Here is a 21,380-nt window from a genome sequence, read left to right on the forward strand (position 1 = left end):
GAAAGCGGGGAGTGCCACCATGCCGGATACCGTCCAGCCCCGGGAGTTCTGTGCGCACGCCATCCGTCACCGTCATCCTTCCCGCGAAGGACGCCGGAGCGTTCATCGGGACGACGCTGGAGACGCTGCTGCGGCAGTTCGATGATCCGGCCGCGCTGAAGCTCGTCGCGATCGACGACGGATCGAGCGACGACACCGGAGCGCAGATGCGTCGCTACGCGGAGCGCTTCGCGCACGCCGAGGTGCTCGTCAACCCTCGCCCGGTCGGTCTCGCGACCGCCCGCAACCAGGGGCTGGCGCACGTTGAGGGCGAAGCCTTCTGCTTCGTCGACGGAGATGACTGGATGCAGCCGCGTCGCCTGCAGGTGCTCGCCGATCGGCTGCGCGCGCTGGACTGCGATTTCGTGCGCACCGACCACGTGCGCGTGGCCGGCACCGAGCGCACGCTCGTGCGCGCTCCGTTCGCCTGGCGCGGTGTCGTGGCATCGCCGCGCGAGGCGATCCTCCCCGCCGACGACACGACGATGGTCGACTACCCGTACGCCTGGGCAGGGATCTTCCACCGGAGCCTCATCGATCGCGGCCTCGCCGCATTCCCGGATGGCCTGTTCACCGCTGAGGACCGGCCGTGGATCTGGCGCCTGCACCTGAACGCCGATACCTTCGCCGTGGTCGACGCACCCGCACTCCTCTATCGCCGCGGCGTCTCGACCTCGCTCACCCGCGTCCACGATCGCCGGCAGCTCGATTTCGCCCGATCGCTCAGCCAGGTGATCGACATCGTGGAACAGGATGCCGAGGCGCAGCGCTTCCTGCCCAAAGCGGTCTGGACGGCACTCGCGCTGAGCTCGCACCACCTCGTCCGCTCCCGGCAGATGACGCCTCGGCTTCGTGCGGAGATGCGCGGTGGCATCCGCGAGCTGCTCCGTCGGCTGCCCGCCGCCGAGGTCGCCGCGGTTCTCGATGACTTCTCCGGAGCGCGACGGAGAGTGCTCGCGCGCTCGCTCCGGGGAGCGGGGCGGGCAGCATGACGCAGCTCTTCGCCCTGCACAGCGCCTATGGCCTGGCCACCGCCGCCGCGGCCATCGACGAGGGTGTCTTCGACGCCGGCGGCCCGCGCATCCTGGTGCCCTTCAACTCCGCCCGCGTACCGGAGACGACGCACGGCATCGATGAGCTCCCGAACCTCGCCCCGCTGCGCGCCCGGTTCGATCGGGTCGAGTCGCTGGACGCGCTGCTCACGCCGCTGCATCCGAGTTCCTGGGACCCCTCTGAGGGTGACCTGGTCGTGCTGCGGCGCCTGCTCACCCGCGCCTGGGAACTCGACGACGATCTGGAGCTGTGCGTGCAGAGCCCGCAGGTCGCGCCGGCGCGCACCCTGCTGTCGCTGTTCCCCGACGCGCGACTGACCATCATCGGCGACGGGTTGATGACCTATTCGCCGATCCGCGTCGCGCTGCCGCGCACGGTCGTCGAGCGCATCGGACGGGTCGTCTACGCCGATGTCGTGCCGGGTGTCGAGCCGCTCGTGTTCACCGAGACCGGCGCGGCACGAGTGCCGGTGCCGCCGAGCAGGTTCGGTGCCGTGCTCGCCGAGACGGCGGCGTCCGACCCCGACCTGGATGCTCTCGCCGATGGCACGCCGACGGCGCTCGTGCTCGGCCAGTACCTCGCCGCTCTCGGCCTCGTCGCCCCTGCCGAGGAGATCGCGATGCAGCAGGCGATGGTCGACCACGCGGCGCAGTGGGCGCCGGGGCGTATCGTCTTCAAGCCGCACCCCGCCGCCCCGCCGCAGGTCGTCGAGGCACTGCGCGAGCAAGCGCGCAGCCACGGCATGGAGTTCGCCGTCTACGACGGACCGGAATGGGCCGAGCTCGTCGCCGACCGATTGGAGGCCGTCGGCGTGGTCGCCGGCTTCTCGACGGCGCTGCCCACCGTGCAGGCGCTCTCCGGCCGCCCGATCGCCGCGGCGGGAACAGCCACCGTGCTGCGGCGGCTGACACCGTACGAGAACAGCAATCGAGTACCGGCGACGATCGTGGACGCGCTGACCCGGCCAGGATCCCCGTACCGTGACCCCGAGCGGCTGCAGCTGCTCATCGATGCCGTCGGCTATGCCATGCAGCCGGTCATCGCCGCGCATCTGCGGCCGCGTGCGGAGGAACTGCTCGGGTCTCTGAACGCCGCCGAGCGGGCCCGGTACTTCTCCCCGGAGCGCCTCATCGAACTGCGCCTGCCCGGCGCACCGCAGGAGGGGATCGTCCGCCGGGCGCTGCGGTCCACCGGTGGCGTCGGCCGCGCCGAGGAACTTCGATTGACGATCGCCGGAGCGCGGACGCGCGCCGCACGAGCATGGAAGGTGGTGCGTGGCCGATGATCCGAGTGGCAGCGATCATTCCCGCACGAGGCGGATCCAAGCAGGTCCCGCGGAAGAACCTCAGCAGGGTCGGCGGCATTCCGCTGATCGTGCGCGCCGTGCGTGCTGCTGCCGCTGCCGAGGGGGTGGACATCGTCGTCGTCACCACCGACGACGATGAGATCGCCGCGGTGAGCGCTGCCGCCGGTGCGCACGTCGTCCGGCGCCCGCCCGAGCTCGCCGGAGATACGGCGTCGTCGGAGAGCGCAGTGCTGCATGCCCTCGACGAGCTGGAGCGCGAGGGGATACCGGTCGACATCGTCGTGTTCGTGCAGGCCACCTCGCCGTTCATCCCGAGCGAGGGGATCGACGAGGCCATCGATCAGGTGCGCTCCGGAAGCTACGACAGCGTCTTCTCGGCGCATGAGACCTACGGGTTCCTGTGGGCGCGCGGCGAGGACGGCACCGCTGTCGCCATCAACCACGACGCCGCGCACCGCCCGCGGCGCCAGGACCGCGAACCGCACTACCTCGAGACCGGAGCCTTCTACGCCTTCGGCACCGAGGGGTTCCGGCGGGCCGGGTACCGCTTCTTCGGCAGGCTCGGGATCGTCGAAGTGCCGGAGTGGACGGCGGTCGAGATCGACGATGCTCAGCACCTCGCCGTGGCGTCGGCCGTGGCCGGTCTCGTGATCGAAACCGAGGCGATCGACGTGCGGGCAGTCGTGACCGACTTCGACGGCGTGCACACCGACGACACCGCCCTCATCGACAGCGACGGCCGCGAGTTCGTGCGCGTGAGTCGGGAGGACGGCATGGGGGTGTCGCTGCTGCGGCGTGCCGGCATCCCGATGCTCATCCTCTCCACCGAGACGAACCCCGTCGTCCGCGCCCGCGCCGACAAGCTGCGCGTGCCGGTGCTGCACGGCATCGATGACAAGCAGGCGGCGCTGGCCGACTGGGCCGCCGAGAACGGCATCGCGCTCTCGGACATCGCCTACCTCGGCAACGACGTCAACGACCTCGCTGCGATGCGATCGGTGGGCTGGCCGGTGGCCGTTGCGAACGCGCATCCGCTGGTGCGATCCGAAGCGCGCGTGGTGCTCAGCGCCGCCGGCGGACAGGGTGCCGTCCGCGAGCTGATCGAGCGCGTTCTGCAGGTCGACCGACCCCGGTAACCCGCGATTCGCGCGATGTTCACCCCCGGCGCGTACCCAGGAAGCTAAGGCTACGACTGGAGGACGACATGACCGTCACTATCGGATCGCGTGTGATCGGAGGGGGCCGTCCCGCATACGTCATCGCGGAGATCGGCCTGAACCACAACGGCGACGTGGACATCGCCAAGCAGCTCATCGACGTCGCGGCGCGCGCGGGTGCCGATGCGGTGAAGTTCCAGAAGCGCACTCCGGAGATCTCGACGCCCGAGCACATGCGCAACGTGCCGCGCGAGACGCCCTGGGGCACCATGACCTACCTCGACTACCGCCGCCGCGTGGAGTTCGGCCGCGACGAGTACGTCGAGATCGGCGACCACGCCACCCTGCAGGGCCTGGACTGGTTCGCCTCCCCGTGGGACGTGCCCAGCGTGGCATTCCTGGAAGACCTCAACGTGGTGGCGCACAAGGTCGCCTCGGCCAGCCTCACCGACATCGAGCTGCTCGAGGCGCTCCGCGCGACCGGCAAGCCGATCATCCTCTCCACCGGCATGTCGACGATCGAGCAGATCGACCGGGCGCTGGACACCCTCAGCACCGATCGGGTCGTGCTCATGCACGCCACCTCGACCTATCCGATGGAGCCGGAGGAGGCGAACCTGCGGGTCATCAGCACGCTTCGCGACCGCTACCCCGGCGTACCGGTCGGCTACTCCGGGCACGAACGAGGGCTGCAGATCTCCCTTGCGGCCGCTGCGCTCGGCGCCGTGGCCGTCGAGCGGCACATCACCCTCGACCGCACCATGTGGGGCTCGGATCATGCCGCGTCGCTGGAGCCGGCCGGTCTCGCTCATCTGGTGCGCGACATCCGTGTCATCGAGACCGCTCTCGGCGACGGCGTGAAGCGGGTCTTCCCCGGCGAGCAGGCTCCGATGGCGAAGCTGCGTCGCGTTCCGGCATGAGCGCCTCCGCGTCGTTCCGGGATCCGCTGCGGGTCGTCGCGATCGCCGACGCCGACTCGTTCGTGAAGTGGTCGGCGTCGCTGCTCGACACGGTGCCTGGCATCCGTCGTCACCTGCTGATCGTGCGCACGCCGCTGACCGTGAGCCCGTCGCAGCAACGGGCGGCGCTCGCCGGCACGTCCTTCGCCGATGGCGGAGTGACGCGCATCGGATTCGACGAGCTCGACGGCTGGCTGGGCGGCCACAGCCCTGACGTCGTCGTGCTGGCGGGGCGCGGGCCGTTCGTGCGGCTCGTGGCGCGCCGCATCGACCGAATGCGGCGTCGCCCTGTGGTCGTCAGCGGGCTGCCGGGAATGTCGATCCCGGCGCAGCGCGGAGCCCTCGAGTACCGCCGCGAGAGCGACCTCCTCGTGCTGCACTCGCATCGGGAGGAGCGCGCGTTCGCCGAGCTCGGGCGCCGGATCGGTGTGGTGACGCCGACGGCACTGGCCACGCTGCCGTTCGCGCGGCCGGACTCGGCGGGGATCGCGCGCGCAGATGGCTCGACGCACGCCGGATCAGCGGGTCACCGTACGGCGAGCGGTGCCGTCGGCCACGGCAGCACGCGCGCCTTCTCGGCGGGGGCGGTCGCTCTCGCTGAGCGCCCCGTGCCTCGGGTGCTGGGTACGGACCTCGTGTTCGCCGCGCAGGCCCTGGTGCCGGCCGAACGGCACGAGCGCGAGGCACTCGCCCAGGTGCTGCGCCAGGCGGCTGACGCCGATCCGACCCGGCGTGTGGTGGTGAAGCTGCGCTCGCGGCCGGGTGAGGCCGAGACGCATCTCGAGCGCGACGCCTATGCGGATCTGCTCGGTGCGCGACCCGCGAACCTCGTGTTCTCCCACCAGCCGATGGCGACCGCCCTGGAGAGCGCAGAAGGACTGGTCACGGTCAGCTCCACCGCGATCGTCGAGGCGATCGCGCGCGACGTCCCGGTGATCGCGCTCGACATGTTCGGTGTGAGCAAGCCGCTGCTGAACACGGTCTTCGTCGGCAGCGGACTTCTGGGCGGTGCGGAGGAGGTCATCGGTCGCCGGTTCCGGCATCCGCATCCGCAGTGGTTGCGCGACAACTACTTCCACCGGGCTGCGGAATCGACCTGGTGGGAGCAGGTCGAGCAGCTGGTCGTGCTGCGTCGCGAGGGCGGACTGCGCGCCAGGCCCGTGCCCGTCGGGCGCGGTGGTGCGCTGCACGCGGCCTGGCACCGCGCGAGCGTGCTCGGTGCCGAGGACCGCACGCTCGTCGGACGCGTCGCGCTCGGAATCGGCAGTCCGCTGGTGCGCGGCATCGTCGCGCTGCGGCAGGCCCGCGGGCGTGCCGCGGAGGACACCTGGGCGGATGCCGGGACCGACTACACCCTCGAGCCGACCCCGCACCGCGATCCGATCCGCCGCTGACCACGGGCGCAGCGTTCGCGACACGCCCGGATCTCCGCTAGACTGCCAAGGTTGTCTGCTCGATTCCGGGATCTCCGGAAAACGGCCGACACGTTCACACACCCTCCTGCTTTCGGGAAATTCCCGGAAGCCGTTCTAGTCCGAAGGAGGTGGGTAAGTGACGCACCAGTACGAACTCATGGTCATTCTGACCCCCGAGATCGACGAGCGCCAGGTAGCCCCTACGCTCGACAAGTTCCTGAAGGTCATCACCAACGATGGTGGCTCGATTGACAAGGTCGACATCTGGGGCAAGCGCCGTCTTGCATACGAGATCCAGAAGAAGAACGAGGGCATCTACGCCGTCGTCAACTTCACCGCGACCAGCGAGGCCACGCAGGAGCTCGACCGTCAGCTGAAGCTGAACGAGCAGATCATGCGCACCAAGGTGCTGCGGTCTGAAGAGGCTCAGGCGATGGTCATCGCAGAGGCGAAGCGCTCCGACGAGAAGGCTGCCCGCAAGGCTGCCAAGGCTGCGAAGGCCTAAGTCTCATGGCCGGCGAAACCGTCATCACCGTTGTGGGAAACCTCACGGCCGACCCCGAGCTGCGGTACACGCAGAACGGGCTGCCGGTGGCGAACTTCACCATCGCATCGACGCCGCGCAACTTCGACCGTGCCGCGAATGAGTGGAAGGACGGCGACGCGCTGTTCCTCCGCGCATCCGTCTGGCGCGAGTTCGCGGAGCACGTGGCGGGTTCGCTGACGAAGGGCATGCGCGTCATCGCGCAGGGTCGCCTCCGTCAGCGCTCCTACCAGGACCGCGAGGGCAACCAGCGCACCGCGATCGAGCTGGAGGTCGACGAGATCGGCCCCTCGCTGCGATACGCGACGGCGCAGGTCACCCGTGCGGCCTCGACCGGCGGTGCCGGCGGTGGCGGTGGCGGTGGACAGTCTCGTCCCGCGCAGCAGCAGGTGTCGGAGGAGCCGTGGTCGACGCCCGGTTCTTCGACCAGCGCAGATGCCTGGAGCACTCCGGGCAGCTTCGGCGACGACACCCCGTTTTAACAGGATTCCGGATGCCTCGGCATCCGCTCATCAATAAGGAATAACTATGGCTGGAAAGTCGAGCGGCGACCGCCGCAAGCCGCGGAAGGGTGGCAAGCCCACCGCTCCCGCGAAGTCCATCCGGGTTGGCGTCATTGATTACAAGGACGTCGCAACCCTTCGCAAGTTCGTCTCGGAGCGCGGCAAGATCCGTGCCCGTCGTATCACCGGTGTCTCGGTGCAGGAGCAGCGTCTGATCGCCACGGCGGTCAAGAACGCACGCGAAATGGCACTCCTGCCTTACGCCGGCGCTGGACGCTGAGGGGTAGGGACATGGCAAAGCTGATTCTCAAGAACGAGGTCGCCGGGCTCGGTAGCGCCGGTGACGTGGTCGAGGTCAAGAACGGGTTCGCCCGTAACTACCTCATCCCCCAGGGCTTCGCTACGGCGTGGACCCGTGGTGGCGAAAAGCAGGTCGCATCGATCCAGGCCGCGCGTCAGGCACGCGCGATCCACGACCGTGACGACGCTGTGGCGCTGAAGAACGCTCTGGAGGGCACCAAGGTTCGCCTCGCCGTCAAGGCGGGCGGCGAAGGCCGTCTCTTCGGTTCCGTCAAGACCGAGCACATCGCGGATGCAGTCGCAGCCGCGGGCCTCGGCGCGATCGACAAGCGCAAGGTGCACATCACGTCGCCGATCAAGGTGACCGGTGAGCACGAGGCCACGGTTCGTCTGCACGACGACGTGACCGCAGTCATCACGCTGCAGGTCGTCGCCGCCAAGTAAGGCGCGATACCCGTACGAATGCCCCTGTCCTTCGGGACGGGGGCATTCGTCGTTTCCGGGGCGTCCAAGGTGCGACGCGGTGCGAGGTCTGAAACGCATCGGACTGGGCCTGCGCGGATGCGGAATCGACCTCGCATCGGCGCTCCTGCCACTACCGTGGTTCCAGACGAAATCGTCGCACTTCGTCGCGCAGACGCTCTCGTGGCGGCTGATCAGCAAGCGGCGAACAAGGAGACGGAGGCCAGTCGTGGCAGAGCAGATGACCCCCTCGGGATGGCGACGTTTCTGGGAGCGCGGCGGCTGGTGGCGTTCGCTGCTCGCCGTCGGGGTGTATTTCGTGCTGTATCAGCTCGGGTCGCTGCTGTTCCTTCCGCTTCTCACCTCGACCCGTGATCCGGCGCTGCAAGTGCTCGTCGGCACCGGACTGCCCATCGCGCTCGGCGCGGTGATCCTCCTGGCGTTCGGTTGGTCCCTGGGGTGGTTGCGAGAACTCTTCGGTCCGCAGCCGATCGCGGGGCGCCGCTGGATGTGGATCGCGGTCGCGGTCGTCATCCTGTTCAACGTGCTGCGTTTCGCGACGATCGACTACGGCAAGGCCGGAGTCGGCATCGTGGTCGCCTGGCTTGTGGCCGGTCTCTTCATCGGCATTGCCGAAGAACTGCTCACCCGCGGGTTCGTCGTGAAGCTGATGCGCAAGCACGGCTATACAGAGATCGTGGTCGCTCTGGTGTCGGCAGCGCTCTTCGCCGCGATGCACGCCGGCAACCTGTTGAACGGGCAATCGGTGTTCGTGACCCTGCTGCAGCTCGTCTACACGTTCGCGTTCGGGCTGTGCATGTATCTGACGTTGCGGGTCACCGGCAACCTGATCTGGCCGATCCTGCTGCACGCCATGACCGACCCGTCGATCTTCCTGCAGACATTGTTCCCAGCCGGCGGGACGCTCACCGGCATCGCGGGTTTGGGCAACATCGCCGTCATCGTGGTCGGTGTCGTGCTGCTCTTCTTCATCCGTGGCCGTGTGGGAGAAGCGGCACACGGACAAGAGGGTGAGCCTCAGCTCGAGACGCGATGACGTCCTGATCTCCGGGGCCGTCACTCTCGACCGGCCGCGCGCGACAGGCGATCGGCGAGCCGGCGGGCTTCGGCGGCAAGCGCTGGTGTGTCGGCGACCGAGAAGTCGAGGTCGAGCATGCTGAGGTGACGCAGCAGCGCGGCCGGATCGTCTGAGCCGCTTTCCAGCACACAGCTCTCGTCATCGCGCTGGGTCAGACGACCCGCAGACGACGGTAGACGCTCGGCGACCACCGACAGCGGTGCGAGGATCACGATGCGCGCACGGTACTCCCACGGCGCCGACGCGACACCGCGGTCGACGTGGTCGGCTGGGCCTTCTGGCGGCAGCTCGCGAGGGGTGAATCGCCGACCCGTGGGAAGACGGGGGGAGAGCCGGTCGACGCGGAAGGTGCGCCAATCGTCGCGCTCGAGATCGAAGGCGAGCAGATACCAGCGTCCGGCGCGCAGAGCGAGTCGGTACGGTTCGACGATGCGGCGCGACGCCGAGTCGGAGTGCGATCGGTAGTCGAACCTGAGCTGCACCGCATCCCGGCACGCGGTCGCCAGGGTGAGGAGCAAGTCGGAGCCGACCGAGGGTCCATGGAACGGCACGGCGACCATCGTCGACTGCATGGTGCGGATGCGATGGCGGAGGTGCGACGGCAGTACCTGGTGCAGCTTCGCGAGGGCGCGGACGGACGCTTCCTCGAGATCGGCGATCGACCCGTCTGCGGCGGTGCTCAGACCCACAGCCACCGCGATCGCCTCCTCATCGTCGAGGAGCAGCGGGGGCAGGGCGGCTCCCGCGCCGAGCCGGTACCCGCCCGCGACGCCTGGGGTGCTCTGGATGGGGTAGCCCAGCTCGCGCAGACGCTCGATATCGGTGCGGATCGTCCGTGTGGTCACCTCGAAGCGCTCGGCGAGCTCGTGCCCTGGCCAGTACGGTCTGACCTGCAAGAGGGACAGCAGCTGCAGCAGGCGCTCGGAGGTTCTCAACATGGTTCCAGTTTCTTTTAGATTGCGGAAGTGAACTTTCCGCATCTGCTTCTACTTTTGCATCATGACAAACACATCAAGCAGCATCCAGCCCTTCCGCATCGACATTTCCGACCGCGCTCTCGACGATCTCCGCGAGAGAATCTCGCAGGCCCGGTGGCCGCGCGACCTCGATGAGACCGCGTGGGAGCGCGGCGTTCCGGTCAGCTACCTCCGCCCGCTCGCCGAGTACTGGCGCGACCGGTTCGACTGGAGAGCTCAGGAGGCGCAGTTGAACGAGCTGCCTCACTTCACCACCGACGTGGAGGGCCAGACGATCCACTTCGTGCATGTGCGCTCCACGGTGCCAGGGGCACGGCCGCTGCTGCTTCTGCACGGCTGGCCGAGCTCGTTCGTCGAGTTCCTCGACGTGATCGGACCGCTCACCGACCCGGTGGCGCACGGTGGGCGAGAAGAGGATGCCGTGCACGTTGTCATCCCGTCACTGCCCGGTTTCGGGTTCTCGCCGCTGGCAGGTGCGGGGTGGGGAGATCTGTTCCGTGTCGCCGGCGCAATGGCCGAGGTGATGACGAGACTCGGCTACGACCGATTCCTCGCGCAGGGCACCGATGTCGGATCGGGCATCGTGGGGGTGCTGCCGATGGTGGCGCCAGGACGGATCATCGCCACGCACGTCAACGGCCCGAGCCCGTTCCCGCTGGGCCCGGCGATCCCGGTCGAGGGCCTCGACGAGGCTGATCGGGAACGCGCGGAGCGGTTCAACACCTTCCGTGAAGACGGCGCGGGCTACCTGCACATCCAGGCCACCCGCCCGCAGACCATTGCCTACGGTCTCAACGATTCGCCCGTCGCCCAGCTGGCGTGGATCGTGGAGAAGTTCAAGGAGTGGAGCGATCCGACGGCCGCCCTGCCCGAGGATGCCGTCGACATCGACCGCCTGCTGACGACCGTCAGCCTGTACTGGTTCACGGAGGGCGGCTGGTCGTCTGCGCATGCGCTCTACGAGGGGATGCAGGTGTACCGCAGGTTCGCAGCCATGACGGCCGGCACCACCGGGGGCGCGGCAGCTTCTGATGAGAGCGACTCCGGCGACGGGGAGACGGGGGACTCCGGCGGTTGGCAGGGAGGCGACTCCGGCGGTTGGCAGGGAGGCGACTCCGGCGGCTGGGAGGCCCCGGCTATGCCCCCGGCTGCGGTCTCGGTCTTCGCCGCCGACTTCTCGGTCCGCCCCGTCGTCGATCCGGCATCCGCATTCGAGTCCTGGACCGAGCACGATATCGCCGGCCACTTCCCGGCGATGGAAGCACCCGAAGTCCTCGTCACGGATCTTCGCCGCTTCTTCGGCGAGCACCGCTGATCATGCCGGAGCACATTCTCAGCGACCGGGCGCTGAACAGGGCGCTGCTCTCCCGGCAGTTGTTGATCGAGCGGGGTGACCAGTCCGTGACCGATGCGGTCCACCTGCTCGTCGGCATGCAGGGGCAAGCGCCGCTGGCTCCCTATGTCGGACTGTGGACACGGCTCGGCGACTTCGCGCCTCGTGCGCTCGCGGATGCGCTCGAGGAGCGCTCTCTCGTCCGCGCGACCCTGATGCGCGGCACGGTGCATCTGGTGACGGCCGACGATGCGCTGCAGCTGCGGCCGCTGGTGGAACCGGCGATCGCCCGCGGGTTCAAGGGCGGATTCAGCAGTCAGCTCACGCACGACGACGAACGGAAGGTCGTGGAGCTCGGTCGCGAACTGCTGGCGCAGGGGCCACGATCGCGGGTCGAATTGCGCCGGCTCTTCCTGGAGCGGTGGCCGGAGCTGGATGCCGATGCCATGGCGTATGCCGTCAGTTATCTGCTGCCGACGGTCCAGCCGACACCGAGGGGTGTGTGGGGGCAACCGCAGGGCGCGGCACGACTCGCCCTGATGGACGCCTGGATTGGAAGGCCCCTCGTCCCCGCGCCGTCGATCGACGATGTCGTGCTGCGGTACATCGGTGCCTTCGGACCCGCCAGTGTTGGTGACGTGCAGGCGTGGTCGGGACTGACCGGGCTGCGCGAGGTTCTCGATCGCCTGGCGCCGCAGCTGCGGGTGTTCACCTCGGAGCATGGAGACGCGCTGTACGACCTCCCCGACGCGCCGCGGCCGGATGCGGACATCCCGGTGCCGCCGCGGTTCCTCTCCGAGTACGACAACGTCCTCTTCTCGCATCGGGATCGACGGCGGATCATCGACACGTCCCGCCGCGTGCCGTTGCCGCCCGGCAACGGAGCACGCGCCGGCACGTTCCTTCTGGACGGTCTCTTCCGCGGCACCTGGAGTCTCGACGGAGATGCCTTGCGCATCGCTCCGTTCACGGCACTCGACGACGCCGCTGCGGGGGAGTTGGTCACGGAGGGAAAGGTGCTCGCCACGTTCCTCGGGGTGGCGAGGGTCGAGTTTCTGGGGAGTTGATCGAGCGTCCGGGATGCGAAGACGCTGAGGATCGCCCACGCGAGAACACAGAAACCGCCCCAGACGGCAACCTCAGGAGTGCTGCGCCGGGTGGCTCGATCGCCCACGCCGACCTCCCCCCTGAAGGCAAACTTCGTCACGACGCGCCATGCATCGTGCCGCCGAGAGTACTCCTGGGCTTGGTCGTTGTCCAGGAGAATTCGGTGCGGCGGGACGGGACATCTCCGATGGCGCGCCCGGGAGAGATCCAGCTTGACTTTCCCCAGGTTCTGCACATCCGCCTCTTGGTGGCAAAACCTTCAATCAAACCTTTAGGTTGATTCCCATCCACAGGCTGGGGAAACGTGAAACACCTGGTCGTAGGTAAAAAGAAACTTCAGATGCAGGGGAGTCCACGGGGTTATCCACAGGCGTTGTGCACAGACACTCCGACTTTGTCCGCACGCTTTCCACATAGTTATCCACAGCCTGTGTTGCGTGTGGATTCGGCCGCTCCTAGCGTGGTCGAGCGACCGAATGTCGGGGGGTCCTGATTCGCTGTCTGCGTGGGCACGCCTCACCGCCCACCGCACCGAATCGGGTTCGAGCAGCATCCGAAGCAATCACGTCGCGTCGAAGGGAGCAGTGTGTCGATCGCCGACATCTCGGAGGAGCGTCTCGGGGGAAAGCGCACGCCGGAGCGCGTGCCGCCTCATGATCTTCTCGCGGAGCAGAGCGCGCTCGGCGGCATGTTGTTGTCGAAGGACGCGGTCGCCGATGTGATCGAGACGCTCAAGGGCGCCGACTTCTACATCCCCAAGCACGAGCTCATCTTCGAGGCGATCCTCTCGCTCTACTCGCACGGCGAGCCGACAGACGTCGTCGCGGTCACCGACGAGCTGATCAAGACCGGCGAGCTCGGCCGGGCCGGCGGCGCCGACTATCTGCACACGCTGACGTCGATCGTGCCGACGGCCGCCAATGCCGGCTACTACGCCGGCATCGTGTCCGAGCGCTCGATCCTGCGTCGGCTCGTCGACGCCGGCACGCGCATCGTGCAGCTCGGCTACGACGGTCAGGGCGACGCGACCGACATCGTCAACAACGCGCAGGCCGAGATCTACTCGATCACCGGGTCCGAGACGGCAGAGGACTACGTTCCCCTGCAGGTCGCGGTCGACGCCGCGCTCGAGGAGATCGAAGCTGCGAGCGGCCGCGACGGATCGATGACAGGCGTTCCGACAGGCTTCAAGGAGCTCGACGAACTGACCAACGGCCTTCACGGCGGGCAGATGATCGTCGTCGCCGCGCGTCCTGCCATGGGTAAGTCGACACTCGCACTCGACTTCGCGCGCTCGGCATCCATCGGCAACAACATCCCCTCCGTCTTCTTCTCGCTCGAGATGGGCAAGAGCGAGATCGCGATGCGTCTGCTCAGTGCCGAGGGTGCGATCCCCCTGCAGAACCTGCGCAAGGGAAACCTCGACCCTCGGGACTGGACCACGGTCGCCGCGACCCGAGGGCGCATCAATGATGCCCCGCTCTACATCGATGACAGCCCGAACATGACGCTCGTCGAGATCCGCGCCAAGTGCCGTCGACTCAAGCAGCGCGAGGGCCTGCGCATGGTCATCATCGACTACCTCCAGCTGATGACCTCGGGCAAGCGCGTCGAGTCGCGTCAGCAGGAAGTCTCGGAGTTCTCGCGTAGCCTCAAGCTCATCGCGAAGGAGCTGCAGGTTCCGGTCATCGCACTGTCGCAGCTGAACCGTGGTCCCGAGCAGCGCACCGACAAGAAGCCCGCGATCAGCGACCTTCGTGAGTCGGGCTCGATCGAGCAGGACGCCGACATGGTGATCCTGCTGCACCGCGATTCGGTCTACGACAAGGACATCCGCCCCGGCGAGGCCGACCTCATCGTGGCCAAGCACCGTAACGGCCCGACCGCGACGATCACCGTCGCCTTCCAGGGTCACTACTCGCGCTTCCGCGACATGGCGCCGGGTGGGGACTTCGCCTAGTGATCGGACGCGCCGTATCGTTCGCGAAGAGTGCGTTGCATCCACAGGTTGGATGATTCCGGATCGCGGAGAGGTACTCGAGTGCCCGCGTGGCACGGGGCGTAGTCGACGGGACCGAACTCAGCGAGGAACGTCACCGGCCGATTCTCGGATCGCCGACGTCGCACGATCTCGTCCCACCAGCGCAGGTGCTGCTCGACCACAGCGGCCCATTCCGCTGCCTCCGGATCGTTCACCTGTGGGCCTTGGGGGTGCCCGATCCGTGCATGGATGTGATCGGCGCGGGAGATCGCGAGCTCGACGGCACCCGACTGATCCTCGAGCATCGTCTCGGCGACCACCAGCCAATGCGACACGTCGAAGGTCACGCGCAGGTCGGAGTGTCGCTCCAGAACGCGCTTCGCCGCATGTGCCGCGTACAGCATCCGCGATCGGTGCAACTCGACCAGGACATCGAGGCCGGTCTCTGCCCGGTCCTCGCTGATCTGATCCGCAAGCCGATCGTGATCGGCGGGGTCCCAGTGGTCTCGCCCGGCGTGCAGCGTGACGTGCAGGGGAGCCAACCCGCTGTCTGCGATCGCGGCAGTTCTGCGGTGGATCTCCTCGATATGATCCCGCGGATCAGAGGCGTCTCCTCCCGTGAGGAGCGATAGGGCAGCCCCCGTGCTGTCGACTGCGGCGCGGAGGCGGTTTTGCGCCTGCGGGTCGGTCGGCCACCAGACCTCTACGCCGTCATATCCCTGCGCGAGTGCGTGGTCGATGAGTTCGCGCGGTTGAAGCTGCGTCACCCAATCGGTCATGAGGACGAAAAGTTCTGAGGTCACTGCTCTTCACCTGTTTCGGAGGGAACCCGGCGCTGTTCGCTGCGGAACATGCTGGGGGAACTTCCGCGGCGTCGCGTGAACTGCCGCGAGAAGTAGGCGGGGTCGTCGAAACCGACGGTCTTGCCGATCACGCCGACCTCGAGATCGCTTTCGACGAGAAGCGACTGTGCCCGTGCCAGGCGTGATTCGATGAGAAGTTGGAGCGGGGTCAATCCCGTGGCCGTCAGAGTCTCGGCCCGCAGTTCGGCCAGGCTGACCCCGAGCTCACGAGCGCGCGCTTCCATCGACACCTGGCGGGTCGCACCGCGCGCGAAGGCGGCGACAAGGTCGGGCGCCCCGGCGGGCTTGGCAGACGCCGCCAGGTCAACGAGCCAGGAGTAGCAGATCGCCGACGCTCGGAGAGCGCCGACGGATCCCGGCTCCGCGAGGTCCGATCGAAGCCGCGTGAAGGTAGGCGCCAATGTAGCTGGAACGGCCCCCAGCTGTACGACGGGCGTCGCCGGACTCCACGCGGGTAGTGCATCGAGGTCTCGGGTCACGGTGCCGCCGAAGAGAACCCAGTGCTCCGTCCAACCGGACCGATCCGGGCCGTAACTGTGCCGGATTCCAGGGAAGAGCCAGATCAGGGCCGGCGCCTCGATCGCCACATCCGTGGAGAGCTGACTGCGGAACCAGCCGCTCCCCTCGCTCACCACCACCGCGGCATGAGAACGCAACGGGCGATCGCGGACCTCGCTGTCATTCCCGCGATACTCCCCGGCCCCGATGCACACGATCGCGCGGTCGGCGAACGCGGGTGCGGGATGCGCGTAACGGGACCAGTCGCTCATGATCGTCCAAGTATGGCCACGAAGCATTGAAAATCCAAGGTTCATGTTCAACAATCCATGGACCGATCATCCAAGCATCCGTCAGGATGCATGACATGATCACGTCAAACGGCTACGTTCTCGATGAGCGCCCCGAACGTCTCGGACGCTTGGAAGCTGTCCCCGCATCGCTGCGCGACGACAGGGACGCGCTGTGGGAGCGCATCCGTCGCGACGGCTATCTCTATCTCGGCGGTCACCTCGATCCCGCACTGGTCAATGACTTCCGCAGCTACTACTTCGGTGAACTCGAACCGACTGGGCTCGTTGCCCCGAGCGGTGTGGCAGAGGGGATCGACGCCGATGGTGAGATCGATCGCGGTCTCACGCGAAGCACGCTGTTCGATGAAATCGTCCCCGGCGACCAGTACGCAGCGCTCACCTCGCATCCCACGATCCGCGGATGGTTCCAGTGGTTCCTCGGAGACGATGTCCACCTGCACAAGCGCCGGATCATTCGTCACACCCGGCCCGGCGAGAACGGAATCGGCACCGCCACCCAAGCGCACTACGACCTGGTCTACCTGCGCGAAGGCACCGACCGCGTGCTGTCGATGTGGATTCCTCTCGGCGATTGCGCCGTCGAGACCGGAGGGCTGGCCTATCTGGAAGGCAGCCACCACCGCGTCATGGCTCAGGAACGCGCCGGAAGGCTGAAGATGCCCGCGGCGTCGATCACCGCTGACCTGCCGGGCCTCGCCGACGAGTACGACACTCGGTGGCTCGTGAACGACTACACGGCCGGCGATGTGATGGTGCACTCGGCGCACATCGTGCACGCCTCGACCGACAACGTCGATCCGGCTCGCCGCATCCGCCTGTCCACTGATATCCGCTACCAACGGATCTCGGACCCGATCGATTGGCGCTGGCAGGACCACTGGTCCGACGAAGACGGGCTCTGAGGTTCCGCTTTTTCGCCCCGACTCATGGATTGACGAACACGGCACACGTGCGTTAGCGTGACTCGACTGCAAATAGTTTACGTAAACAATGGCGTTGACGTCTCCCTAGACGACTCCCACTTCGGTGTGGATCGCCATCCCAGAAGCCTTCCGATGCGGGCGGCCCGTCTGCGCCGTTCGCGGCTCCGACGGACGAAGAAGTGCGCACGGAAATCCTTGAAATCCCGAGGCGGCGAGCCGGAAGTTCGCGAGCTCGCCTGCCTCACCAGCACCGCAGTTTCGAGATTGGACAAAGATGTTGAAATCGAAAACCCGTCAGGTCGTTGCGCTCGGCGCCGGGCTCGGAGTCGCCGTATCCGCATTCGTCACGGTGCCCGCGCTGAGCGCGAGTGCGGCGGATCCTGATGTCGTGCTCACACCGAACCCCGCCTACGCCGGCGCGCCCTTTGCCGGATGGGGCACCAGTCTCGTCTGGATGGCGAATGCAACGGGCGGGTACCCGGCCGACCTGCGTGACGAGCTCATCGACAAGATCTTCGGTGACGAAGGGCTGAACCTCAACATCGCGCGCTACAACATCGGCGGGGGCAATGCTTCCGATGTGCCCGGCTACCTCCGGCCCGGCGGCGCCGTGCCCGGACGGTGGAATGCCGATGCGCCACTCGCTGACGAGAACGGCGAGATCTCCTCGACCTTCGCTGACCGCGACCGCTTCCGCGCGGCGTGGACGGGCGAGAACGCGAGTGACTACGACTTCTCCTCGGATGCCGCCCAGCTCGCCTGGGTCACGGCGATCAAGGACGAGGTCGACACCTGGGAGGCCTTCAGCAACTCCCCGCCCTACTTCATGACCGAGAGCGGTTTCGTCAGCGGCGGCACGGATGGGTGGGCCGACCAGATCCGAGCCGATTCGGTCGATGAGTTCGCCACGTACGTCAAGACGGTGACGCAGCACGTCGAAGACACCCAGGGCATCGAGTTCGCCACGATCGATCCGCTGAACGAGCCGAACACGAACTACTGGAAGACGAACATCGGCGACGACGGATGGCCGAAACAGGGTGGGCAGGAGGGGGCGCACGCGGGTCCCGGTCTGCAGTCAGCGGTGATCACCGCGTTGGCCGCAGAGCTCGCCGAACCCGGCACGACGACAGACGCTGTCATCTCCGGTCCTGACGAGACCAGCCCGGACCGGTTCGTCGAGGACTGGAACGGCTGGAGTTCTGAGGCGAAGGGAGCTGTGGCTCAGCTCAACGTGCACACCTACTCCACCGGCAGTCGCCACCTCGTCCGAGATATCGCCAAGAGTGCCGATAAGCCGCTGTGGATGAGCGAAGTCGAGGGAAACTGGGGCGGCGACAGCTGGAACCCCGACGCGATCGAGAACGGCCTCGGCATCGCCGAGCGTGTGAACTCCGACCTGCGTGAGCTCGAGCCGGAAGCCTGGGTGCTTTGGCAGCCGGTGGAAGACCTTTACAACATGGAGAAGGTCGAGAAGAAGAACTGGGGCTCAGTCTTCATCGACTTCGACTGCAACGCCGAGGGCGACTCCGTCCGACGGATCGCCGACGGTGACCAGAACCCCGAGTGCGGCATCCGCACCAACTCGAAGTACGACACGCTGCGCAACTTCACGCACTACATCAAGCCCGGTGACCAGCTGGTCCGGGTGAACGATAACGACACCACCGCGGCGATCGACGGCGACGGTTCAGGCGCGACTCTCGTGTACACGAACGACGACGAAGCCAAGACGATCCAGATCGACCTCTCGTTGTTCGGCGATGTCGCGACCGGTGCGTCGGTGACTCCGGTCGTGACCACCGGGTCTCCGGCATCCGATCCGTCTGTGAACGCGCTCCGTGCGGGGGATCCGGTGGTGGTGGGTGCGGACAAGACCGCGACGTTGACAGTCCCCGCGAAGTCGGTGACGACGTTCGTCGTGACCGGTGTCTCCGATGTGAACGACGATGCTCCCGCCCTGCGCAACGGCGAGTCTTTCACCATCACGGGCGCGCAGAGCGATCTCCCACTCAGCGCGGCCGGCGACACCGCTGCACTCGGCAACGCCCGCGACCCGGAACAACTCGCCGCGCAGACGTGGACCGCGACCTTGATCGACGATCAGCCTGGCACCTCGCGCGACCGTTTCGCGCTGCGCTCGGGTGATGGTCGCACTCTCGCCGCAGCCGGCGGCGATACCGAGATGCGGACCGTCAGCGACACCGAAGCGGCGAGCGACCCGTCGACGCTGTGGTTGATGACCTCGACCGACGGCGTGACCTTCAGCCTGCTCAACGCCGGCACCAACGCCGTGCTCGACGTGGCCGGCGCCTCGACGTCGGCCGGTGCGCACGTGGGCGTGTGGCAGTCCAACTGGGGTGCCAACCAGCAGTGGAAGCTGGAGCCTGCTCGCGCGGAGATCGCTCCGTATACGAGTTTCCATCCGGGTCAGGAGTGGCTCGACACCGACGGCGACATCATCCAGGCGCATGGCGGCCAGGTGGTGCCGTCGAAGGATGACGATGGCCGCACGATCTACTACCTGTACGGCGAGGACCGCACCAACGGCTACCACTCGTCCCCGGGTGTTCACGTGTACAGCTCCTACGATCTCTACAACTGGGAGGATCAGGGCGTCGCGCTGCGGGCGCTGGAGTCGACGGCGCAGTTCGATGACCCGTACTTCGAGGCGCTGTACGGCGACTACACGCAGGAGCAGAAGGACGCCGTGTACCGCGACCTCGGAACGACTCCGGTCGACGGCGTCACGCCGCCGATCATCGAGCGCCCGAAGGCGATCTACAACGAGAGCACCGGCAAGTGGGTCATGTGGGCGCACATGGACGGTCCCTCCGCGACGTCGAGCGCCCAGTACGCGAAGGCGAAGGCGGGAGTCGCGATCTCGGACTCGCCGTTCGGTCCCTTCCAGTACATCGACAGCTACTACCTGAACTACTCGCCCGAGGGGTGGGACACCCCGGGTATGGCGCGCGACATGAACCTCTTCGTGGATGACGACGGCACCGGCTACATCATCTACTCCAGCGAGGGCAACGCGACGATGTACATCTCCAAGCTCAACGCGGACTACACCGATCTCGCCACCCCGGCCGACGAAGCCGTGCTGGGCGTCGACTACAACCGCATCTTCGTGGGTCAGTCCCGGGAATCTCCGGCGATCTTCAAGCACGATGAGCGGTACTTCCTCATCACATCGGGCACGACCGGCTGGAACCCCAACCCCGCGCGGTGGGCGACCTCGACCGACATCATGGGCACCTGGACCGACAAGGGAGACCCGTTCCCCTGGTGGGCGCAGAGCAACTCGTGGAACTCTCAGCCCTCCTCGGTGATCCCGGTGGATCGCGAGAACGGGAAGTACATCTACATGGGTGACCGCTGGAACGGCGGGAACGACCTGAAGAACGCGCAGATGGTGTGGCTGCCGATCAGCCTGGGCGAGGGCGGCGACACGATGGCGGTCGAGGTCTATGACGAATGGACACTCGATCAGCTCGGCCAGTGGGCGGCGTGGGACGTGAGCGGAGTTCCTGCCACCGTGCCGGTGGGCGGAAGCCTTGACGTCTCGACGGTCACCGTTCGGCAGAACGGAGTCGAATCCACCCAGCCCGTGACGTGGAGCATCTCCGGATCATTCGGCGCACCGGGCGTCGTGACGGCGACAGGGACTCTCCCGGACTTCGGCGGCCGCACCTTCACGCGCACCATCGCGGTCGTCCCCGATGGCCTCGTGTACGCGGTGAACGCGGGTGGGCAGGAGACCGACGATTGGCTGGGCGTTCAGTCCGCAGGCGGTGACGACCTGCTCAACTCCACGGCAGATCAGGCTTACGGAGAGGATGCCGACAGTGGGGCATCCTGGGGCTATGTGAGCGAGGGGAGCAAGACCCACGGCGGGGTCGACGGCACCATGTTCTCCACCATGCGGTACGCGGTCGAAGGCCGAGACATCACGTATCGCTTCGGCGATCTCGATCCCGGGAAGTACTCCGTGCACGTCGGATACGCAGATCCCTGGGATCAGTGGGACGACCGCGGCGCGCAGGTGAGCGTCAACGGTTCCGTCGTCGAGGCCGACCACGACTACGGTGCGGCCGACGAGGCCAAGTCGTACGGCGACATCACGATCGGGACTGCCGGCGAGATCGAACTCGTCCTGCATCCGACGCGCGCAGCCGATGTGCAGGTGAGCTGGATCATGGTGACCCTCGACGAGGCTGCTGCCCCCGAGCTCGATGTCAGGACTAGCGCCGCTGTCCGCTGCGTAGCCGGCAAGGCGGTCGTGACGGTGCAGGTCCAGAACCATGCGGATGCCTCCGTCGCCGCGGTCGCGCGGTCATCGTTCGGCGTCAAGTCGTTCGCCTCGTTCACCGTGGACAAGAGCGTTTCGCATGCGTTCACGACACGTCAGGCCGGGATCGTCGCTGGGCAGGTGACCGTGGAAGCGACGGGCACGGTGGCCGGTCATCCGGTCAGCCGCACGCTGACTGCCCCGTACCCGGCGCTCTCGTGCGGCTGACACAAGCAACTTTTCCCGTCATATC

Annotated in this window: 18 protein-coding genes; 15 read left to right on the top strand and 3 right to left on the bottom strand. The window is 67.1% G+C overall.

The features are described 5' to 3' along the window. Positions 1-50 precede the first annotated feature (50 nt). The 10 genes from MRBLWO13_RS05065 to MRBLWO13_RS05110 all read left to right on the top strand — a co-directional run bounded on the left by MRBLWO13_RS05065 (position 51) and on the right by MRBLWO13_RS05110 (position 8,795). The gene (locus tag MRBLWO13_RS05065) at positions 51-1,031 is read left to right on the top strand and encodes a glycosyltransferase family 2 protein (protein ID WP_341976715.1); all 981 of its coding nucleotides are present in this window, start codon (positions 51-53) and stop codon (positions 1,029-1,031) included. Further along, positions 1,028-2,377 carry a polysialyltransferase family glycosyltransferase gene (locus tag MRBLWO13_RS05070; protein WP_341976716.1) on the top strand — a complete coding sequence of 450 codons (1,350 nt, stop codon included), beginning with the start codon at positions 1,028-1,030 and terminating at the stop codon, positions 2,375-2,377. The genes MRBLWO13_RS05065 and MRBLWO13_RS05070 overlap by 4 nt, the downstream gene beginning before the upstream one ends. Beyond that, positions 2,374-3,534, top strand: a complete 1,161-nt coding sequence (locus tag MRBLWO13_RS05075) for an acylneuraminate cytidylyltransferase (protein WP_341976717.1) — start codon at positions 2,374-2,376, stop codon at positions 3,532-3,534. Before MRBLWO13_RS05070 ends, MRBLWO13_RS05075 begins: the two co-directional genes overlap by 4 nt. A gap of 68 nt (positions 3,535-3,602) precedes the next feature. Next, the gene (locus MRBLWO13_RS05080) at positions 3,603-4,475 is read left to right on the top strand and encodes an N-acetylneuraminate synthase family protein (RefSeq protein WP_341976718.1); all 873 of its coding nucleotides are present in this window, start codon (positions 3,603-3,605) and stop codon (positions 4,473-4,475) included. Continuing rightward, complete coding sequence (locus MRBLWO13_RS05085) at positions 4,472-5,908, top strand: DUF6716 putative glycosyltransferase (protein WP_341976719.1); 1,437 nt, start codon at positions 4,472-4,474, stop codon at positions 5,906-5,908. Before MRBLWO13_RS05080 ends, MRBLWO13_RS05085 begins: the two co-directional genes overlap by 4 nt. 157 nt (positions 5,909-6,065) lie before the next feature. Beyond that, a complete protein-coding gene (gene rpsF, locus MRBLWO13_RS05090; protein ID WP_102193584.1) occupies positions 6,066-6,434 on the top strand; it encodes a 30S ribosomal protein S6 in 369 nt (122 codons plus the stop codon). 5 nt (positions 6,435-6,439) lie between these two features. After that, positions 6,440-6,955 (top strand): single-stranded DNA-binding protein, encoded by a 516-nt coding sequence (locus MRBLWO13_RS05095; protein WP_341976720.1) that lies wholly within the window; start codon positions 6,440-6,442, stop codon positions 6,953-6,955. 46 nt (positions 6,956-7,001) lie between these two features. Continuing rightward, positions 7,002-7,256: a 30S ribosomal protein S18 gene (gene rpsR, locus MRBLWO13_RS05100; protein ID WP_102193582.1), complete on the top strand. Its 255-nt coding sequence runs from the start codon at positions 7,002-7,004 to the stop codon at positions 7,254-7,256. Positions 7,257-7,267: 11 nt separating this feature from the next. Further along, complete coding sequence (rplI, locus tag MRBLWO13_RS05105) at positions 7,268-7,720, top strand: 50S ribosomal protein L9 (RefSeq protein ID WP_341976721.1); 453 nt, start codon at positions 7,268-7,270, stop codon at positions 7,718-7,720. Between the two features lie 247 nt (positions 7,721-7,967). After that, positions 7,968-8,795 carry a CPBP family intramembrane glutamic endopeptidase gene (locus MRBLWO13_RS05110; RefSeq protein ID WP_341976722.1) on the top strand — a complete coding sequence of 276 codons (828 nt, stop codon included), beginning with the start codon at positions 7,968-7,970 and terminating at the stop codon, positions 8,793-8,795. Between the two features lie 20 nt (positions 8,796-8,815). Here MRBLWO13_RS05110 and MRBLWO13_RS05115 read toward each other — a convergent pair whose 3' ends face one another. After that, complete coding sequence (locus MRBLWO13_RS05115; protein ID WP_341976723.1) at positions 8,816-9,775, bottom strand: YafY family protein; 960 nt, start codon at positions 9,773-9,775, stop codon at positions 8,816-8,818. A gap of 61 nt (positions 9,776-9,836) precedes the next feature. Between MRBLWO13_RS05115 and MRBLWO13_RS05120 the strand changes: the two genes are divergently transcribed. From MRBLWO13_RS05120 to dnaB, 3 genes are all read left to right on the top strand, one after another. Next, positions 9,837-11,129 carry an epoxide hydrolase gene (locus MRBLWO13_RS05120; RefSeq protein ID WP_341976724.1) on the top strand — a complete coding sequence of 431 codons (1,293 nt, stop codon included), beginning with the start codon at positions 9,837-9,839 and terminating at the stop codon, positions 11,127-11,129. Positions 11,130-11,131: 2 nt separating this feature from the next. Then, positions 11,132-12,214, top strand: coding sequence for a winged helix DNA-binding domain-containing protein (locus MRBLWO13_RS05125; RefSeq protein WP_341976725.1), 1,083 nt, complete (start codon positions 11,132-11,134; stop codon positions 12,212-12,214). Positions 12,215-12,840: 626 nt separating this feature from the next. Then, positions 12,841-14,214 carry a replicative DNA helicase gene (gene dnaB / locus MRBLWO13_RS05130; protein WP_341976726.1) on the top strand — a complete coding sequence of 458 codons (1,374 nt, stop codon included), beginning with the start codon at positions 12,841-12,843 and terminating at the stop codon, positions 14,212-14,214. Here the strand turns inward: dnaB and MRBLWO13_RS05135 are convergent. Both MRBLWO13_RS05135 and MRBLWO13_RS05140 read right to left on the bottom strand, forming a co-directional pair. Next, positions 14,211-15,038, bottom strand: coding sequence for a TIM barrel protein (locus MRBLWO13_RS05135; protein ID WP_341976727.1), 828 nt, complete (start codon positions 15,036-15,038; stop codon positions 14,211-14,213). The two genes, dnaB and MRBLWO13_RS05135, sit on opposite strands and share 4 nt — an antisense overlap. Beyond that, positions 15,035-15,868, bottom strand: a complete 834-nt coding sequence (locus MRBLWO13_RS05140) for an AraC family transcriptional regulator (RefSeq protein WP_341976728.1) — start codon at positions 15,866-15,868, stop codon at positions 15,035-15,037. The genes MRBLWO13_RS05135 and MRBLWO13_RS05140 overlap by 4 nt, the downstream gene beginning before the upstream one ends. A 95-nt stretch (positions 15,869-15,963) precedes the next feature. Here MRBLWO13_RS05140 and MRBLWO13_RS05145 point away from each other — a divergent pair, with 95 nt between their 5' ends. Further along, on the top strand, positions 15,964-16,812 hold the full coding sequence (locus MRBLWO13_RS05145) for a phytanoyl-CoA dioxygenase family protein (RefSeq protein ID WP_341976729.1): 849 nt from the start codon (positions 15,964-15,966) through the stop codon (positions 16,810-16,812). 295 nt (positions 16,813-17,107) lie between these two features. Next, complete coding sequence (locus MRBLWO13_RS05150) at positions 17,108-21,355, top strand: RICIN domain-containing protein (protein ID WP_341976730.1); 4,248 nt, start codon at positions 17,108-17,110, stop codon at positions 21,353-21,355. Positions 21,356-21,380: the final 25 nt, after the last annotated feature.

The sequence above is a fragment of the Microbacterium sp. LWO13-1.2 genome (assembly GCF_038397725.1).
Lineage (GTDB): Bacteria > Actinomycetota > Actinomycetes > Actinomycetales > Microbacteriaceae > Microbacterium.

Excerpts from the sequence above, each read along its gene's own strand:
- MRBLWO13_RS05070 (WP_341976716.1), top strand. The coding sequence starts at position 1,028 with ATGACGCAGCTCTTCGCCCTGCACAGCGCCTATGGCCTGGCCACCGCC.
- MRBLWO13_RS05075 (WP_341976717.1), top strand. The coding sequence starts at position 2,374 with ATGATCCGAGTGGCAGCGATCATTCCCGCACGAGGCGGATCCAAGCAG.
- MRBLWO13_RS05080 (WP_341976718.1), top strand. The coding sequence starts at position 3,603 with ATGACCGTCACTATCGGATCGCGTGTGATCGGAGGGGGCCGTCCCGCA.
- MRBLWO13_RS05085 (WP_341976719.1), top strand. The coding sequence starts at position 4,472 with ATGAGCGCCTCCGCGTCGTTCCGGGATCCGCTGCGGGTCGTCGCGATC.
- MRBLWO13_RS05095 (WP_341976720.1), top strand. The coding sequence starts at position 6,440 with ATGGCCGGCGAAACCGTCATCACCGTTGTGGGAAACCTCACGGCCGAC.
- rpsR (WP_102193582.1), top strand. The coding sequence starts at position 7,002 with ATGGCTGGAAAGTCGAGCGGCGACCGCCGCAAGCCGCGGAAGGGTGGC.
- rplI (WP_341976721.1), top strand. The coding sequence starts at position 7,268 with ATGGCAAAGCTGATTCTCAAGAACGAGGTCGCCGGGCTCGGTAGCGCC.
- MRBLWO13_RS05115 (WP_341976723.1), bottom strand. The coding sequence starts at position 9,775 with ATGTTGAGAACCTCCGAGCGCCTGCTGCAGCTGCTGTCCCTCTTGCAG.
- MRBLWO13_RS05120 (WP_341976724.1), top strand. The coding sequence starts at position 9,837 with ATGACAAACACATCAAGCAGCATCCAGCCCTTCCGCATCGACATTTCC.
- MRBLWO13_RS05125 (WP_341976725.1), top strand. The coding sequence starts at position 11,132 with ATGCCGGAGCACATTCTCAGCGACCGGGCGCTGAACAGGGCGCTGCTC.
- MRBLWO13_RS05140 (WP_341976728.1), bottom strand. The coding sequence starts at position 15,868 with ATGAGCGACTGGTCCCGTTACGCGCATCCCGCACCCGCGTTCGCCGAC.
- MRBLWO13_RS05145 (WP_341976729.1), top strand. The coding sequence starts at position 15,964 with ATGATCACGTCAAACGGCTACGTTCTCGATGAGCGCCCCGAACGTCTC.
- MRBLWO13_RS05150 (WP_341976730.1), top strand. The coding sequence starts at position 17,108 with ATGTTGAAATCGAAAACCCGTCAGGTCGTTGCGCTCGGCGCCGGGCTC.